The organism is Marinirhabdus gelatinilytica (genome assembly GCF_003353425.1).
In the GTDB taxonomy this organism is placed as follows: Bacteria; Bacteroidota; Bacteroidia; order Flavobacteriales; family Flavobacteriaceae; genus Marinirhabdus; species Marinirhabdus gelatinilytica.
Map to the genome: position 1 here is coordinate 811,167 of NZ_QRAO01000001.1, position 16,034 is coordinate 827,200.

A 16,034-nucleotide genomic window follows, 5' to 3' on the forward strand; every position below is an offset into this window, starting at 1 on the left:
TTATAACCGAATACAGGTTTATTGCGAAACAAGTTTAGTACCGTGAAAAGGGCAATAGGACCATTTGCCAGAATGTAGTTGCTTGTCCCTTGGGCATTTTTTTTCCAAGAGTAGACTGTTTAAGGGTAGATCTACCTTTTTTGTGAAATCACCCAGCGTAAAGGTTACATCGTTCTCCTTCCTAGAATCTATAGGCAATACCTTTGAGGTTATGTTATTTTCAAGAAATACAAAGTGCATATTTTCGCCCATGGGTCCAAACATATTTACCATCATGGGTTGCATCATTGCGAAGAAATTACCTAGGTCTCCCGTAATCTTTTTTTGGGGAACCTGCTGGAGTTCTTCACCTTTGTACTCCACCTTTATCTGTTTTAAAATGTCTTCCTTGGGTTCGTAATTAATACCTCCAAAGTAGCCAATGGTCCCTTTTACGACTGCTACAATCTCGTAGCCTTCCAATATTGCCTTTAAGGCCTTAAAATCTTCTGGAGAAGTAGTGGGGTCCTGGGCATTGGAAACTTCCCAGAACTCTAACGGGATCCACCAGATCATCACCAGCTCATCTGGGTCTTCCTTCGTGTACTGGATGTCCAGCATCAATTCGTCAATAGAAACATTTTCCGGTTCTTTAAATTGACCTTGCGCAATACCCAAGGCACTAAAAAAAACAATAAAAGATAAAATTAACTTCATTATTTAAAAGCATTAAAACCGGTTACATCCAGCCCAGTAATCAAGAGGTGGATATCGTGTGTTCCTTCGTAGGTTATCACACTTTCAAGATTCATCATATGGCGCATGATGGGGTATTCGCCTGTAATTCCCATACCGCCAAGCATTTGTCGTGCTTCACGGGCAATCTTTAAAGCCATATCCACATTGTTGCGCTTTGCCATAGAGATTTGGGCAGAGGTTGCTTTGTCTTCGTTCTTTAATTGTCCTAAACGTAGGGCTAGCAATTGTGCTTTGGTGATTTCGGTGATCATTTCGGCCAGTTTCTTTTGTTGTAGTTGGAATGCCCCAATAGGCTTCCCGAATTGGATCCGTTCTTTGGAATACCTTAGTGCCGTATCGTAACAGTCCATGGCAGCACCAATAGCTCCCCAAGCTATACCGTAACGGGCACTATCTAAACATCCTAATGGCGCGCCAAGCCCAGATTTGTTGGGCAGTAAGTTTTCCTTTGGCACCTTTACATCCTGAAATATCAATTCGCCTGTTGCGCTGGCTCGTAACGACCACTTATTATGTGTTTCTGGAGTGCTAAACCCTTCCATCCCACGCTCTACGATAAGTCCATGAATTCGGCCTTCTTCATTTTTTGCCCACACTACGGCAACATCACAAAAAGGAGAGTTGGATATCCATAGCTTTGCTCCATTCAGCAAATAATGATCTCCTTTGTCTTTGAAGTTGGTTACCATGCCGGCAGGGTTACTACCGTGGTCTGGTTCGGTAAGTCCAAAAGAGCCCATCCACTCACCCGCAGCTAATTTTGGGAGGTATTTGTTGCGTTGTGCTTCGGTCCCGTATTTCCAGATAGGATACATCACTAAAGACGATTGTACCGATGCCGTAGAACGCACGCCACTGTCGCCACGCTCTATCTCTTGCATTATCAACCCATAACTTATTTGGTCCAATCCTGCGCCACCATACTGTTCTGGGATGTAGGGGCCAAAAGCACCAATCTCTGCCAATCCTGGAATGATAGATTTTGGGAACTCGGCATTTTGGGCCGCTTCCTCGATAATCGGGGACACGTCACGTTTTACCCAAGCACGTGCTGCTTCACGTATCAACTTGTGTTCTTCGGTTAAAAGATCGTCTATATTGTAGTAATCTGGAGCTTCAAATAAATCGGGTTTCATCTGTGTTTATTTAGGGTTACAAATGTAAAACTCACAACTTGAAACTCCTACATTTTCAGGTAGAAATCCTGCATTAGCTCTATATATTCTTTTGTGTAAACGTGCCGTTGGGTCTCTATGGTGAGGGTTTCGATGCTAGGTTTTTGTTGCTGAAATGTAAATTCCATCAAACTTCTTTTTACTTCGGAAGTAGGTGATCCTTTTACCCTACAGATTCTTTTTGGGAAAAGCTCGTAGTGTTCGGCCATTTCAACAAACTTTTCTTCCTCGTTCTTGGGAAGGATTACCGCAAAAGTTCCATGGGTTGAAAGTAAGTGCGCAACCGAAACTATAAGATGTTGAAAAGGCAGTGAGTCTGTAAATCTTGCGACTTTTCTGTTTTCGGGAATTGTGTTGTCCCCCTCTGCTTTCGACATCTCCCCCGAGAGAGGAGCATGGAATGGAGGGTTGGAAACGATTAAATCATACCGTTCATCAATTTCCGAAACAAATTCCTGTATGGAGGCATGGTAGCAGAACAGCCTGTCTGCCCATGGTGAATTTTCAAAATTCTCGGTACACTGCTCGTAGGCGTCTTCGTCTATCTCGATAGCATCTATGGTTTGGGCCAAGGAACGCTGTGACAGCTGTAGCGAGATAACGCCCGTACCGGCTCCAATATCCAAAATGCTTTCAGGATTATTTAGTAATGAAACCCATGCGCCAAGCAACACACCATCGGTTCCTATTTTCATAGCGCAACGGTCTTGAGAAACTGTAAATTGTTTGAATTGAAAAGGTTTGTGGGCCATTAGATGTAAAGGTCTATCAACCCATTTGGAGCTTGGAGGTGTAACGTTCTGTTTTCCCTGTCAACTTTCTGTATTATCTCGTCGTTAATAGGGATTAAAATTTCCTTTTGTTCAAATTCAATCTCGAATAGATGTTGGGGTGTACTGTCGTTTACGCCAACAATAGTTCCTATGGCGCCATGGGTAGTGTCCATTACCTCAAATCCTATAATTTCATGGTAATAAAATTTATTGCCCGTAAGTTTGGGCAGCATAGCTAAGGGCAAATACAGTTCTTTTCCCAATAGGGCGTCTGCGTCTGCTTCGTTTTCTACTTCCTCGAATTTTACGCGGAGCAGGGTGGATTTATGGAGGGAAAGCTGTTCAATAAAAAATGGAACCAAGTTCTTGTGTTGTTCCACAAGAACCGATTCCATTTCTAAAAATTGTTCGGGATCGTCGGTGTCTAGCTTTACTAGCAACTCACCCTTAAAACTGTACTTTTTTACGATTTTGCCAACGAAGAAACAGTCCTTCTTTTGCATTTCGTTTCAGTTTTACTCTTCTTCCTTGGCTGCCTCTTCGGTAGCTTTTGGAGTCTCTTCGGTTGCTTCGGCAGCAGTTTCAGTCTCTTCGGCAGCTTCTGTAGTTGCTTCAGTTTCTTCTTCGGCCACTTCTTCTTCAGGTTGTGCAGCAGCAATTCTTGCTTCGTTCACAGCCTTTTCTGCAGCTAGTGCTTCGGCTTTCGCTTTTTGATCAGCTTCAGATAGTTTTCCTTTTTTGGCATCAATGGCCTTGGCTTTCTCTTCCACCCAAGCGTTGAATTTCTCTTCAGCTTGCTCTTCGGTCAAAGCGCCTTTGGCAACACCGCCCGCTAAGTGCTTTTTTAGCATCACTCCTTTGTAAGAAAGGATCGCTCTAGCAGTATCGGTTGGTTGTGCCCCGTTTTGTAACCATTGTACAGACCCGTCAATATCTAACTCGATCTGTGCTGGGTTTACGTTTGGATTGTATATACCTAATTTCTCAAGGTATTTACCATCTCTTTTCGCGCGTGCATCTGCCGCTACGATCCAGTAAAAAGGCTTCCCTTTTTTACCGTGTCTTTGTAATCTAATCTTTACAGGCATAAAATTAATTTTTGAGGTTCACGACCTCGGTTTATAATTAAAGGACGGCAAAGATACTATATTTTTGGTCTAAAAGTAGTTACATTCAACTTTTATTTTATATTTGCGGGGTAACCTACAAATTTTTTCACCCCATGAAAAAGTATATATTGCTATTTGCCCTAGCGAGCACGTTTTTTGCTTGTGAAACTATTGAGACAAACACACCGGCGTTCCAAGCCAATCTGGACAATACCTTTTTTGAATCTTTTGACGCCCGAGGCATCGTTGGCGAAAATGATAGAACCAGTTTTGTTGGTGCCAATGCAGACCAGATGATTACCATAGAGTTGGAAAATTATAGACCAGGATTGTATGAACTTACGGTTGGAGGGGCTAATCGAGCCATTTATGAAGACCCATCTGGCCAAATATATACTACAGATAGTATAGGGGGTGGATTTGTTGATTTAAATTTTTGGGATACCACAAGCCAAACCGTTGGAGGCAATTTTACTTTCGATGTGGTTTTGCAAGGTTTGGATACCATACGTATTAACAAGGGAATATTGTTTAGGGTGCCCTACGGTAGTGGTACTACAGAAGATCCTACAGATCCCTCAAATCCAGATGGCACCTTTGTTGCTGAAATAGACGGTCAGCTTTTTGAGCCTTCTACTATAGTTGCCACCACTACAGATGTTTCCATAATTATAAATGCTGCCCTGGGTGATGATACTATTCAGCTAGTGATACCACTGGATGCCACCGAAGGGACCAATGCAATCCCAGGCAATGGATATACCGCGAGCTATTTTGTTGCTGGTGATGAGGAAATGGCCCAGAGCGGTTCCATACGGGTTTTTACACACGATATGGCGGCACAGACCATTTCTGGGACCTTCAATTTTATGACCGAAAACCACCAGATTTCCTTAGGCCAGTACAACATAAGCTATTAATGCTAACTAACATATTTTTACTATATAGGACCGATAGGAATATCGGTCTTTTTTTGTATGTGCCTACATTGCGTTAAACCTTGTTAAACCCCGTTAACATTGGGTTAAATAGTTGTGGAGCTATCTTATTTCTGTTATATTGATGTATATCGAAATAAAGAAAAACAAAGCTTCTGTTTTCGATCAAGATGAAACGCTTTGTACATTTAAAATGAAAGAGATTATGTATACTGAAAAAATGTCAAATAGATTGAACGAATTGTTAACCAAAAATTACGATGCTGAGGCTGGCTATAAAAAAGCGGCTGAGATCGTAGAGAACCCACAATTAAAGCAGTTTTTTGAAACAAAAGCCCAAGAGCGATATGATTTTGGTCACGAACTGAAAACTGAAATTCGCAACACAGGCGGAAACCCTGATAAAGGAACAAGCTTTACAGGAGATGCGCATAGAACTTGGATGAGTATAAAAGATACTTTTTCGTCCAACGATGAAGAAGCAATTTTAGAAGAAGTAAAGCGTGGCGAAAAAGCTGCGGTTGAAGAATACCAAGAGGTTATTGCGGACACAACGTTGCCGCCAACAACCAAAAACATCTTGACCAAGCAGGTATCCAATGTTGAGAATACACTACAAAACGTTAAGAATTTTGAGACAATTGTAGCCTAATTCTTTAACGATTGAATAGAAAAAAAGACCGGAAATTGATTTCCGGTCTTTTTTTTTATTCAGATTCTTTTGGTGTGTCTTCTATTTCTTCTTTCTCCGTGGACGCTTCATTGTTCCAAAGGGTAAGGCGTACACCAAAATGTATGTTGAGATAGTCAATTTTGTTGACTTCCGTATCGATACTTGCAGGGGCGTCTATGTTGAGGCGATCCATCCTAAACTCGGGACCCGCGTAAAGTTGGAAGTATGTACTTATTACGTATTCAAACTCAGCGCCCAAAGCAAAATAGGTGCCTGTATCGTTAAATTTCTCCCCTCCTTTAGAGTTTCTGTAATTAACAGCACCTACGCTGCCCACGGCCAAGATGTTAAAAGTTTTTTGCCTCAACACCACATAGCCCACATCTAGACCAAGGGAAGAAACCCTCGAGCGATCGTACAAGGCATTTTGGTCTTCGATGTCCAAGCCAAAAAAGTTAATATTCACACCAAGGGTAAGCTTTTCAACCAAATGGAAACGAGCGACAAAGTCAACCCCAAAATCTTGTGTGCTGTTTTCGGCTATATAACTGTTGCCTATGGCGTTGGGGTAAATGCTTCCCAACGAAAATGAGACTGTTTTGTGTGTCTCGTCGTTGAAAGAAGAGTCACTCACCATCTGCGCATTAGTTGCCGAAAAAAGTAGTGAAAAAACTGAAAGGGTGAGGAGTTTTTTAATATTCAAGAACATAAGAGGTGGTTGTGCTGTTAATGGGGATGTTGATTGTTTCGGGGGCTTGGTTGCCCAGTTGATACGTAAGTGTGGCCTCACTGCCCAGAATTGTTAGGACATTTCTGTCTGTAACCATATCATCATTGCTAGAGATTGTTCCTGTAAAAGATTCGGTTTCATAGCAACCCTCCAGCTCTAAACTATCGGTATTTTCTGGGTTGGGGCTGTCCAAGAAGATAATGCACCTATCACTGGTATAGGCTATTTCCCATAACAAGGTTTCTGTAGTATTGCTGGTTCTGCGTAGCGAAAGATCCAATCGTGCCTTGGTCTCGAGGGTCACGTTTGGCGCATCAATATTGGTGGTTTCGGTGTCAAATATTTTAAAAATCGGTTTCGTGAATGCTTCGGAGCTAACATTGTTTATAATAAGGTCGTATTCTGGGGCATTGCTCCTAAGCGAGATAAAATTATAGGTACCGTTGCTAGTGGTGGTGGCACTATTCAGCACCCTGTTCTCGTCAAACAGTGCTACGTCAATGTTTCCAGCCGAAGCATTGTTGGGCATTGTAACGGAGCCTGTTACCTGAAGTCTTGCGTTGTCCTCTATTTCAAAATTGTCGAAACACCCCTGCAACAACAACCCCAAGGCAAATAGAAAGGGTAGCTTTTTCATAATATTTTCTTTTCAGCAAAGATACATATTGGGCGCTTGGGTTGCGCTGCTTTCCGTTATACAATTGTTAATTCCTGTGAACAACTCTTCACAACTTTCTCCCCTGCTTAAAGAGCGATTTTTTATTTTTACTTCTGAAATTGTATTCGCTATTTTTTTACTGTATCCAGTTCAGAAACCTACAACCGTAAATCTAAAAGCCACAATCGTTCTATGTACTTAATCTTCGATACCGAAACCACTGGATTGCCCCGTAACTGGAATGCTCCCTTAACCGATAGTGACAACTGGCCTCGCTGTATACAGATTGCTTGGCAGTTGCACGACGAGATGGGGAACGTCCTGGAGCACGAAGATTTTCTCATACAGCCCGAGGGTTTCAATATTCCTTTTGATGCCGAAAAGATTCACGGGATTTCTACCGAGTTAGCGCAAAAAGAAGGGATTCCACTTGCTGAAATGATGCAGAAGTTTTCAGCAGTCTTAGAGAAAACAAAATTCATAGTTGGACAAAATGTTGGGTTCGACCTCAATATTATGGGAGCCGAGTTCCTCCGGCTACACCAAGAAAATGTCCTGCCCAATTTCCCCGTGTTGGATACCTGTACCGAGACTACGGCACAGCTCTGCCAAATCCCGGGAGGTCGTGGAGGAAAATTTAAACTACCTACCCTTTCTGAGCTGCACGAATTTTTGTTTGACGAAAGTTTTGCCGAGGCCCACAACGCCACTGCCGATGTGGAGGCAACCACCCGCTGTTTCCTGGAACTCGTTCGCCGCCAGATTTTTACTGCGGAAGAACTGGACGTACAGCCCGATTATTTCGAGAAGTTTTCAGAAGAGAACCCAAAGGAGATTGAGCTTATTGGGCTGGAGCATATCAACCTCCAGAAAGCCTCCGAAGCCATACGAAAAGAACTCGAGGCGCAAACCCAAACACAGGAAATCTCCAAAGAAGAGCTTCGGGAAAATATCGAGGTCCTGGAGGATGCTCCTTTTGCACATTTGCACAACCACTCCCAATTCTCCATTTTACAGAGTACTGCCAGCACCCAGGATTTGGTAAATGCTGCCATAGCCGATAACCAACCCGCAGTAGCCATTACAGATAGTGGTAATATGATGGGCGCCTTCCATTTTACGAGAGCGGTAAATAACCATAACGCCGCCCTTCAAAAAAAATACGAAGAGGAGCTAAAAGCCTATGAGGAATTTGACGATACCGCAACCGATTTTGACGGTAAAGTCCCCGATAAACCTGAACCGCCCCAAGAACTGAAAGCCATTGTGGGCTGTGAGTTTTTTGTGTGCGACGATCACACCAACAAGTCGCATAAGGACAACGGGTATCAAATTGTATTGCTGGCAAAAAACAAAAAAGGCTATCACAATCTCGCCAAAATGGCCAGTATCGCTTACACAGAAGGTTTTTACTACGTCCCTCGTATAGACCGTGAGGTGATAAAAAAATATAAGGAAGATATTATTGTCCTCTCCGGAAGTATGTACGGCGAAGTGTCCAGCAAGATCCTAAATATTGGAGAAAACCAAGCCGAGGAGGCTTTGTTGTGGTGGAAACAGGAGTTTGGAGCCGATTTCTATCTGGAGATCATGCGCCACGATCAGGAAGATGAGAACAGGGTAAATGAAACGCTGGTCGCCTTCAGCAAAAAACACGACGTAAAGCTTGTTGCCGCAAACAATACCTATTACATCGATAAGGAAAATGCCAATGCCCACGATATTTTATTGTGTGTAAAGGATGGTGAAAAGCAGGCAACCCCCATTGGCCGAGGTCGCGGGTACCGTTACGGGCTGCCCAACCAAGAGTACTATTTTAAGTCGCAGGAGGAGATGAAGGCATTGTTCAAGGACTTGCCTGAAGCGATTGCTACTATTTCAGAAGTGGTTGCAAAGGTTGAATCCTACAGTTTGCAACGGGATGTGTTACTACCAAAATTTGATATCCCCGACGAGTTCAAAGTTGCTGAAGACGAAACGGACGGCGGCAAACGTGGTGAGAATGCATACCTGAAACACCTCACTTTTAAAGGTGCCAAGGAGCGCTATGGGGAAGTTACCCCAGAGATCGAGGAACGACTCAATTTTGAGCTGGAAACCATTGAAAATACTGGATACCCGGGCTACTTCTTGATTACTGAAGATTTTATCCGTGAAGCCAGAAATATGGATGTTTCAGTTGGGCCGGGACGTGGTTCGGCGGCGGGTAGTGCCGTGGCGTACTGTTTGGGGATTACCAATATAGACCCCATTAAGTACGACCTGCTTTTTGAGCGTTTCCTAAATCCGGACCGTGTGAGTATGCCCGATATCGATATCGATTTTGATGATGAAGGCCGAAGCCGTGTGATGGACTACGTAATAAATAAATACGGTGCCAACCAAGTAGCGCAGATTATTACCTACGGAACCATGGCCGCCAAAAGTTCCATTCGGGATACGGCGCGGGTACTGGACTTGCCCTTGGGCGATGCCGATAGGATTGCCAAGCTCATCCCCAATATGACCAAGCTCAACAAGATCTTCAAAATGAGCGACCAGGAACTGCGGTCTAAGTTTAGGAGTGATGAGTTGCCCAAAGTGAACGAGCTGTTGAACCTTTCAGAAGGAAGCGACCTCGAAGCCGAAACCGTAAACCAAGCCAAGGTGTTGGAAGGGTCGGTACGGAATACTGGGATCCATGCCTGCGGGGTGATCATTACCCCAGACGATATTACCAACTTTGTCCCTGTGGCAACGGCAAAGGATAGTGATTTATATGTCACACAATTCGATAACTCCGTCGTGGAGAGTGCAGGGTTGCTGAAGATGGATTTCTTGGGGTTAAAAACCTTAACGCTCATTAAGGACACGGTAAAGCTGGTAAAGCACAAACACAACATAAACCTCGACCCTGATAACTTCCCACTGGACGATGAGAAGACGTACGAGCTTTTCCAGCGTGGGGAAACCGTTGGGATATTCCAGTATGAATCTGCCGGGATGCAGAAATATATGAAAGAGCTGAAACCTACGGTATTTGCCGACCTTATTGCCATGAACGCTTTGTATCGCCCGGGTCCGTTGGAATACATCCCAAGTTTTATCCGAAGAAAAAATGGCGAGGAAGAAATAGACTACGATCTTCCTGCAATGGAAGAATACCTGCAGGAAACTTACGGGATTACCGTGTACCAAGAGCAAGTGATGTTGCTGTCGCAGAAGCTGGCAGATTTCAGTAAAGGTGATGCCGATGTCCTGCGGAAGGCGATGGGGAAAAAGCAAAAAGCGGTCCTCGATAAAATGAAGCCCCGTTTTATTGAAAATGCAGCCGCAAAAGGCCACGATCCCGAAAAACTGGAGAAAATTTGGAAAGACTGGGAAGCCTTTGCAAGTTATGCCTTTAATAAGAGTCACTCTACCTGTTATGCCTGGATTGCCTACCAGACCGCTTATTTAAAAGCACATTACCCCGCCGAATATATGGCTGCCGTGCTCAGTAATAATATGAGCGATATTAAGCAGGTGACCTTTTTTATGGAAGAATGTAAACGGATGGGCTTGGAAGTACTGGGTCCAGATGTAAATGAATCCTTCTACAAGTTTACGGTAAACGATCGTGGTGCCGTGCGTTTTGGGATGGGTGCCGTAAAAGGTGTGGGTAGCGGTGCCGTAGCAACAATTGTTGAAAACCGGAAAGACGGCAAGTATAAATCTATTTTCGATCTGGCGAAGCGGGTGGATTTAAGGAATGCCAATAAGAAAGCCTTTGAAAATTTAATATTGGCAGGTGGTTTCGATAGTTTCGACCAGCACCGTGCGCAATACATGCACGACGAGGGCGACGGGGTGAAGTTTTATGAAAAGGTGGTGAAGTTTGCCCAGAAATACCAAGAAACCCAAAATAGCAGTCAGGTGAGTTTGTTTGGCGATGCCAGTGAGGTACAAATTGCCGAACCCCAAGTGCCACCCTGCGAAGAGTGGGGCACCATGCAAAAGCTGAAACAGGAAAAAGAAGTGGTGGGCATCTATATCTCAGGCCACCCGCTGGACGACTTTAAAGTAGAGATGAAGAACTTTACCAATTGCAAGGTGTCGGATTTTAACAACCTTGAGAAGTTTGTAAATCGCGAACTCTGTTTTGGTGGTATCGTGAGCGATGTACAGCACCGGGAGAGCAAGGCGGGAAAAGGCTGGGCCATCTTTACCGTAGAAGATTATGAAGACAGCTACGAGTTTAAGATCTTTGGCGAAGAATACCTCAAATGGCGTCATTTCTTAATTCCCAACAGTTTTATTTACGCCCGTGTGTTTGTAAAAGAAGGTTGGACCAATCGCGATACCGGTAAAAAGGGTGACCCACGTTTGCAATATACCTTTATGCAAATGTTACACGATGTAATGGATAACCAGGCGAAAAAGCTCACCATCCAAATGCCCGTGCAGGATTTACAGGACGGCAAGATAGAGCGTTTAAAAGAGTTGTTTAGCTACCATAAGGGAGACCAAAAACTGCATTTTACCATATACGAGGTAGAAGAAAAAGTAAAATTACAGATGCCCAGCCGTACGCATAAAATTAAAATTTGTAATGAGTTACTGGAGGAGTTGCAATTGGATGGGGTAAAGTATAGGTTGAATTAGTCGTATAACAATTATAAATTTAAATTTCTTTTATTCCTATTTCCTTTAAATATTCAAATGTCTTATCGTAAAATTGCTTAGGCCTTGTGTGGTCAATATCACTACTTTTTGGAACCAAAATTACCATGCCTTGTCTTGCTCTAGTTAAAAGTACTCTGTAAGTATTTTTTAGATATTCTTTATCTAATTCATTGTTGATATTCTGCCACTTTGTTCCTTTAAAATTTTGATATTTCCACCCTCTGTCAATCTTATGAAAATTTCCACCCCATGCGACACATGCCCAATCAATTTCTAACCCTTGAATATCAAATTCTGTTGCTACATCTTCTAAAAAATAAGAGGAGCGAATATCTTGACTTGAATTTAAAAACCAATTAGGTGCTGAGATTTCATTCTTAACATCTATTCCTAATGGCTTCAGACGTCTTGCTCCAGAAGAACATATGAGTCCTATTTTTTCACTTCCCTTCGCTTGGTCACGGAGCCACTGCTTTGCTTTTTCTAAATCTCTTGTTAGAACAATTGGATAAAGTTCCTTGATATCTGAATAAATTCTCTTTGTATTTTCTAATTCTATATTTAACAGCTCGTGTATAAAATTTGATAATTTCTCAGACCTAAATGATCTAACAGAAATTGATAGATGTAATTCTTGTTCGTTAACACCATTATTCATTAGCCACTTTCGTGATTCTTTAGATTTTAAATAATTATTGCTATTTAAAATTAAATGTGAATAGTGAACTTTCCAATCAGGAAAAAAGTTTCTTAGTGAGTCGATCCACTCTCCTAAACCCGCTTCACCAGTGTTTATTTCTTGTCCTCCACCTATTAAACATACAACTGTACACCAATCAGAATGTCTGTCCATTACATCAATTAGAAATTCGGGCTCTGACTTGTTAAAATTTTCAACCCCTTTTTTTCTTTTCATAAATGAACTTACTTGTTTGTTAGTCCAAGCTCTTTGTGCTTCATCAAATACAACAACTCTCTCAACAGGAGCCTTATCTGATAACAAATTGTCATCTCTAAAATGATGAATGTTTTGAATAAAAGCATTTGCCTTAATTGCTGCTTGTTTTTTCGTTAGCTTTTTTCCTATATCTTTATTTCTAAGAACTTCATCCCTAGTTAGTGCTTCTCTTAAGACATCAACTAGAGGACCATTTCCAGATAAAAATACTGCGTGTTCATCTTCAGCTACTTTCATCCTTTCAACAGCTATATTTAAACCTGCCAACGTCTTGCCTGCTCCTGGGACACCAGTTACAAAACAAATGGATTTTATATTGTTTAATTTCGAATTTTCAATTACAGAATTAATACAATCTGCTGTTTTTGATAAATTTATTGTACCTGAATCTGACCTTGTAATCTCTTTTACATTATGTCCCTTGTAAAGTGCTTGAGCTGCCTCAACAATAGTAGGAGTTGGTTTATAAATTGAATTTTCCCATAAATCAATGTTTATCGTACTTGTGCCAATTCTAAAAAAACACCTTATAGTTTCAGATAAATTATTTTGATTTGATTTAGCAGCAGTATTATGCTTCTCAACTTCTAATAATGACTCTTTTATTTGTGGAGCATTTGAAGAAACCAAAATTGGTATTAATTTTAAGTTGTGACTACCTTCATGAAAATTTTTTAAATCTATTGTATAATCTATGACTTGTTCAATAGCGTGCTTTGGATATGTCCCTTCACCAATTTTAAACTCAACAATAAATATTATATTTTTAATAATTATAATATTGTCAACTCGCTTACCCATTCGGGGTATTGCAAATTCAAAATAAATTTTGCCATCAAATTCTTGGAGCTGATTTTTTAAAATAAGGATCTGATTCCTCCAGGCATTTATTTGTAAATCTTCAAGTGTTCTATTGTTATGGTTAGCTGTAAGTTCGCCTAAAATATTTGATGGTGAATCATTTAAAAATTCGTAAATTGAATTTGAGTAATAGGATCGTTTCATATATCAACTTCAGTTTTTAGTTGATATAATTTTTGAAGTTTTTGAGAGTCATCAAATTTTAAAAGCTCATCAATTGTTAGTTCAAAAGCTTTTGCAAATACAGCAATATTAGTAAGTGAAATATTTCGTTCACCTCTTTCTATCATTCCTATATAAGTTCGATGAAAACCTGTTTTAAAAGAAAGTTGTTCCTGGCTAAGGTTTTCTTGAGTCCGTATATGACGAATTCTATTCCCAAATTCTTGTAGAAGAAATTTATTTATCATTAATCAAAACTATACTCATTGTATGCAAGAGACAACCGACAATGAGTATCATTTTTTATGATATTTGATTTAATTTTGTATTCTAATTCAATTATAAGTGAACATAATAAATCAAATAGAGACTCATTATCTAAAGCCAAATAGAACTGTAGAGACCATCTTTATAAAAAATATCGATAAAATGGTTTACGTATATAATTATGAGGGAAGCCATTTCAGGTTGTTCACAAACTTGATCGATCTTATTGGTTTTTTCCAATTTGGAATGGAGCCTAAATTAGACTTTTCAAATGAACTAGATTTAGATGATTTCTTAATAAATGAACTTGTCTGAATTTAAAACGTGCTAGTGAAGATGATTAGCATTGTAAAGGATAGGTGTAAAATTTGGGATTATTTCCTCTAATGCAATTCTGACGAACTATCCCCAAGAACCTCTTTCATTTTTAATAATTCCTTCTATTACATCACAACCCCATCTGTAGTAAACGTAATCCCTTGCTGGCCAATGCTGCCTAGTATGACGGCTTGTATCACGGGATGGAGTTTTTTTGGCGCCCCAGCTTTTGATTTTATCATCACATCAAAAAACCATCCACAGCCTCGGTGGGTTTTGGGATGTTGGTGTCGTCTATCATTTCGCGTAGGTCTATTTCGATACCGCGGGCAATGGCGGTAATGGGTACATCGTTATAGGTCCCCTCGAAAGGGTTTTCGCTATAGTCGCCTATCTTTTCCATTAAAAAGAACACCCAGATAATAATGGCCGAGATCACGGGCCCCAACCAGTACATCCAGCCCATGGTGGGTCTAAAAATCTCCAAAAGGCCCAAGGGTACAAAAGCACAGAATACAATAGTGAGCCAATAGGCGGTAGAGGCGTATTGTCTTGGGAACGGAAAGTTCTTGATACGCTCGCTCTTTCCTTGGTCTTCATAAAACGTCTGGATGAGGTGGTGGAGCTCCATATGGCGGAAATCCTCATATAGATTGGCATCGCGTAGTTCCTGCAATCGTTTGGACTGGTTTCTTAGGATTTGTGTCGCTATGTTCGAGTAGGTTGAAAGCGATTTTAATTCTGTAGCGCTCAAGTACTGCGACAACTCTTTGTGGAGGCCTTTTTCATAGTCTTCGGAAACGGTGGGTGCGTATAATTGTTTTACCCTTTCCCTGGTATGTTCCCACGGGCGGCTCAATCGCATTTGGTGCCGTAGCGCAGTGAGCCAGGCAATGTGGCGATAGAGGAGTTCTTTTTTAATTTCGGCTTCCTGGTCTCCCTGTACAAAAGAAACTACGGCTGCGCCAAAGGTGCGGCTGTTGTTTACCATGCTGCCCCAAATTTTACGGGCTTCCCAAGTACGGTCGTAGGAGCTATTGTTCTTAAACCCTAGATAAAAGGCCACGGCTATACCTATTACCCCCAATGGCTGCCAAGGGATATAAAGTTTGAGTTGGATAAAATAAAACAGCAGAAAAAGAAGTGCTGCGTAGAGGAGGCCTACGAGCAACGGCTTTTTGGACCAGTTTAGGGTCATAAAAAAGCCGTAGTTACGTTTGGTGTACATGGTGGTGGTATTGGTTGTTATAAAGTTACTAATTTATTGTGTGTAATCCTTAGTTGGGGTTGGTAGGTTCGTTTCGTTCGGGCAGGGATTGAGGACGGCATCCTTTTTTGGGACACGAAGAATAGCAAGCTTCAACTTGCTGGATTGGGCTTAGTAAAAAAATGGCTTTCTGACCAATACTTGTTTTACCAAAAAAGATATAGCCGAAAGCCCGGTGCGTGGCAGGGGCGAGACCTGCAAGGTTTTTGCGGTAGATGCGCCTAATAATCTTGCAGGTCCCATAGAAGGAGGGCAGCCCGCCAAATTGTCAAACAATTGGCTATCAGCTTACCCAATAGCCATATTGTCTAAACTAATGTTAAGCATGTGAGGTTTGGTGTGATTATTGACTATTTTTGCGTAGTAAATAGTAACATAGATTCTGCAGAGGCAGAAGCACAAAAACTTAATAAAATGGCTTTAGAAATAACAGACGCAACATTTGAAGAAACAGTATTAAAAAGTGACAAGCCCGTAGTGGTAGACTTTTGGGCAGCTTGGTGCGGACCGTGCCGTATGGTAGGACCCGTAATAGACGAGCTTAGCAACGACTACGAAGGCAAGGCAGTGGTAGGAAAGGTAGATGTAGATGCCAACCAGGAGTTCGCAGCAAAATATGGTGTACGTAACATCCCAACGGTATTGATCTTTAACAACGGAGAATTGGTAGGACGCCAGGTAGGTGTTGCTCCCAAGAACGTATACGCAGAAGCAATTGACGGATTGTTGAACTAAGCTCCTGCAAATAAAAGCATAAAGGCTT

At 41.6% G+C, this 16,034-nt stretch carries 14 protein-coding genes; 4 read left to right on the top strand and 10 right to left on the bottom strand.

What is annotated here, in order from left to right; all coding sequences use genetic code 11:
- Positions 1-18 precede the first annotated feature (18 nt).
- From C8D94_RS03640 to C8D94_RS03660, 5 genes are read right to left on the bottom strand one after another with little or no spacing between them, the layout of a single operon-like run.
- Positions 19-696, bottom strand: a complete 678-nt coding sequence (locus C8D94_RS03640) for a hypothetical protein (protein ID WP_115122522.1) — start codon at positions 694-696, stop codon at positions 19-21.
- Complete coding sequence (locus C8D94_RS03645) at positions 696-1,874, bottom strand: acyl-CoA dehydrogenase family protein (protein WP_115122523.1); 1,179 nt, start codon at positions 1,872-1,874, stop codon at positions 696-698. The genes C8D94_RS03640 and C8D94_RS03645 overlap by 1 nt, the downstream gene beginning before the upstream one ends.
- Positions 1,875-1,921: 47 nt before the next feature.
- Entirely contained in the window at positions 1,922-2,608 is a 687-nt protein-coding gene (locus tag C8D94_RS03650) for a tRNA1(Val) (adenine(37)-N6)-methyltransferase (protein WP_245946179.1), read from the bottom strand.
- Between the two features lie 56 nt (positions 2,609-2,664).
- The gene (rimM, locus tag C8D94_RS03655) at positions 2,665-3,189 is read right to left on the bottom strand and encodes a ribosome maturation factor RimM (RefSeq protein WP_115122525.1); all 525 of its coding nucleotides are present in this window, start codon (positions 3,187-3,189) and stop codon (positions 2,665-2,667) included.
- A 12-nt stretch (positions 3,190-3,201) separates the two neighbouring features.
- Entirely contained in the window at positions 3,202-3,774 is a 573-nt protein-coding gene (locus tag C8D94_RS03660) for a 30S ribosomal protein S16 (protein WP_115122526.1), read from the bottom strand.
- A 134-nt stretch (positions 3,775-3,908) separates the two neighbouring features.
- On the opposite strand from C8D94_RS03660, the gene C8D94_RS03665 reads away from it, so the two are divergent.
- Positions 3,909-4,715, top strand: coding sequence for a DUF6252 family protein (locus C8D94_RS03665; RefSeq protein ID WP_115122527.1), 807 nt, complete (start codon positions 3,909-3,911; stop codon positions 4,713-4,715).
- A 211-nt stretch (positions 4,716-4,926) separates the two neighbouring features.
- On the top strand, positions 4,927-5,385 hold the full coding sequence (locus tag C8D94_RS03670; protein ID WP_394340204.1) for a ferritin-like domain-containing protein: 459 nt from the start codon (positions 4,927-4,929) through the stop codon (positions 5,383-5,385).
- Between the two features lie 55 nt (positions 5,386-5,440).
- Here C8D94_RS03670 and C8D94_RS03675 read toward each other — a convergent pair whose 3' ends face one another.
- Both C8D94_RS03675 and C8D94_RS03680 read right to left on the bottom strand, forming a co-directional pair.
- Entirely contained in the window at positions 5,441-6,115 is a 675-nt protein-coding gene (locus C8D94_RS03675; protein WP_115122528.1) for a hypothetical protein, read from the bottom strand.
- Positions 6,099-6,773 (bottom strand): carboxypeptidase-like regulatory domain-containing protein, encoded by a 675-nt coding sequence (locus C8D94_RS03680; RefSeq protein ID WP_115122529.1) that lies wholly within the window; start codon positions 6,771-6,773, stop codon positions 6,099-6,101. The genes C8D94_RS03675 and C8D94_RS03680 overlap by 17 nt, the downstream gene beginning before the upstream one ends.
- 213 nt (positions 6,774-6,986) lie before the next feature.
- On the opposite strand from C8D94_RS03680, the gene dnaE reads away from it, so the two are divergent.
- Positions 6,987-11,417, top strand: coding sequence for a DNA polymerase III subunit alpha (gene dnaE, locus C8D94_RS03685; protein WP_115122530.1), 4,431 nt, complete (start codon positions 6,987-6,989; stop codon positions 11,415-11,417).
- 19 nt (positions 11,418-11,436) lie between these two features.
- On the opposite strand, the gene C8D94_RS03690 is transcribed toward dnaE, so the two are convergent.
- The 3 genes from C8D94_RS03690 to C8D94_RS03705 form a co-directional block, all read right to left on the bottom strand.
- The gene (locus C8D94_RS03690) at positions 11,437-13,401 is read right to left on the bottom strand and encodes a DUF2075 domain-containing protein (RefSeq protein WP_115122531.1); all 1,965 of its coding nucleotides are present in this window, start codon (positions 13,399-13,401) and stop codon (positions 11,437-11,439) included.
- Positions 13,398-13,667, bottom strand: coding sequence for a helix-turn-helix domain-containing protein (locus C8D94_RS03695; protein ID WP_115122532.1), 270 nt, complete (start codon positions 13,665-13,667; stop codon positions 13,398-13,400). The genes C8D94_RS03690 and C8D94_RS03695 overlap by 4 nt, the downstream gene beginning before the upstream one ends.
- 578 nt (positions 13,668-14,245) lie before the next feature.
- Entirely contained in the window at positions 14,246-15,232 is a 987-nt protein-coding gene (locus C8D94_RS03705; protein WP_115122534.1) for a bestrophin family protein, read from the bottom strand.
- Positions 15,233-15,646: 414 nt separating this feature from the next.
- Between C8D94_RS03705 and trxA the strand changes: the two genes are divergently transcribed.
- A complete protein-coding gene (gene trxA, locus C8D94_RS03710; protein ID WP_262510540.1) occupies positions 15,647-16,006 on the top strand; it encodes a thioredoxin in 360 nt (119 codons plus the stop codon).
- The last annotated feature ends 28 nt before the right edge of the window (positions 16,007-16,034 follow it).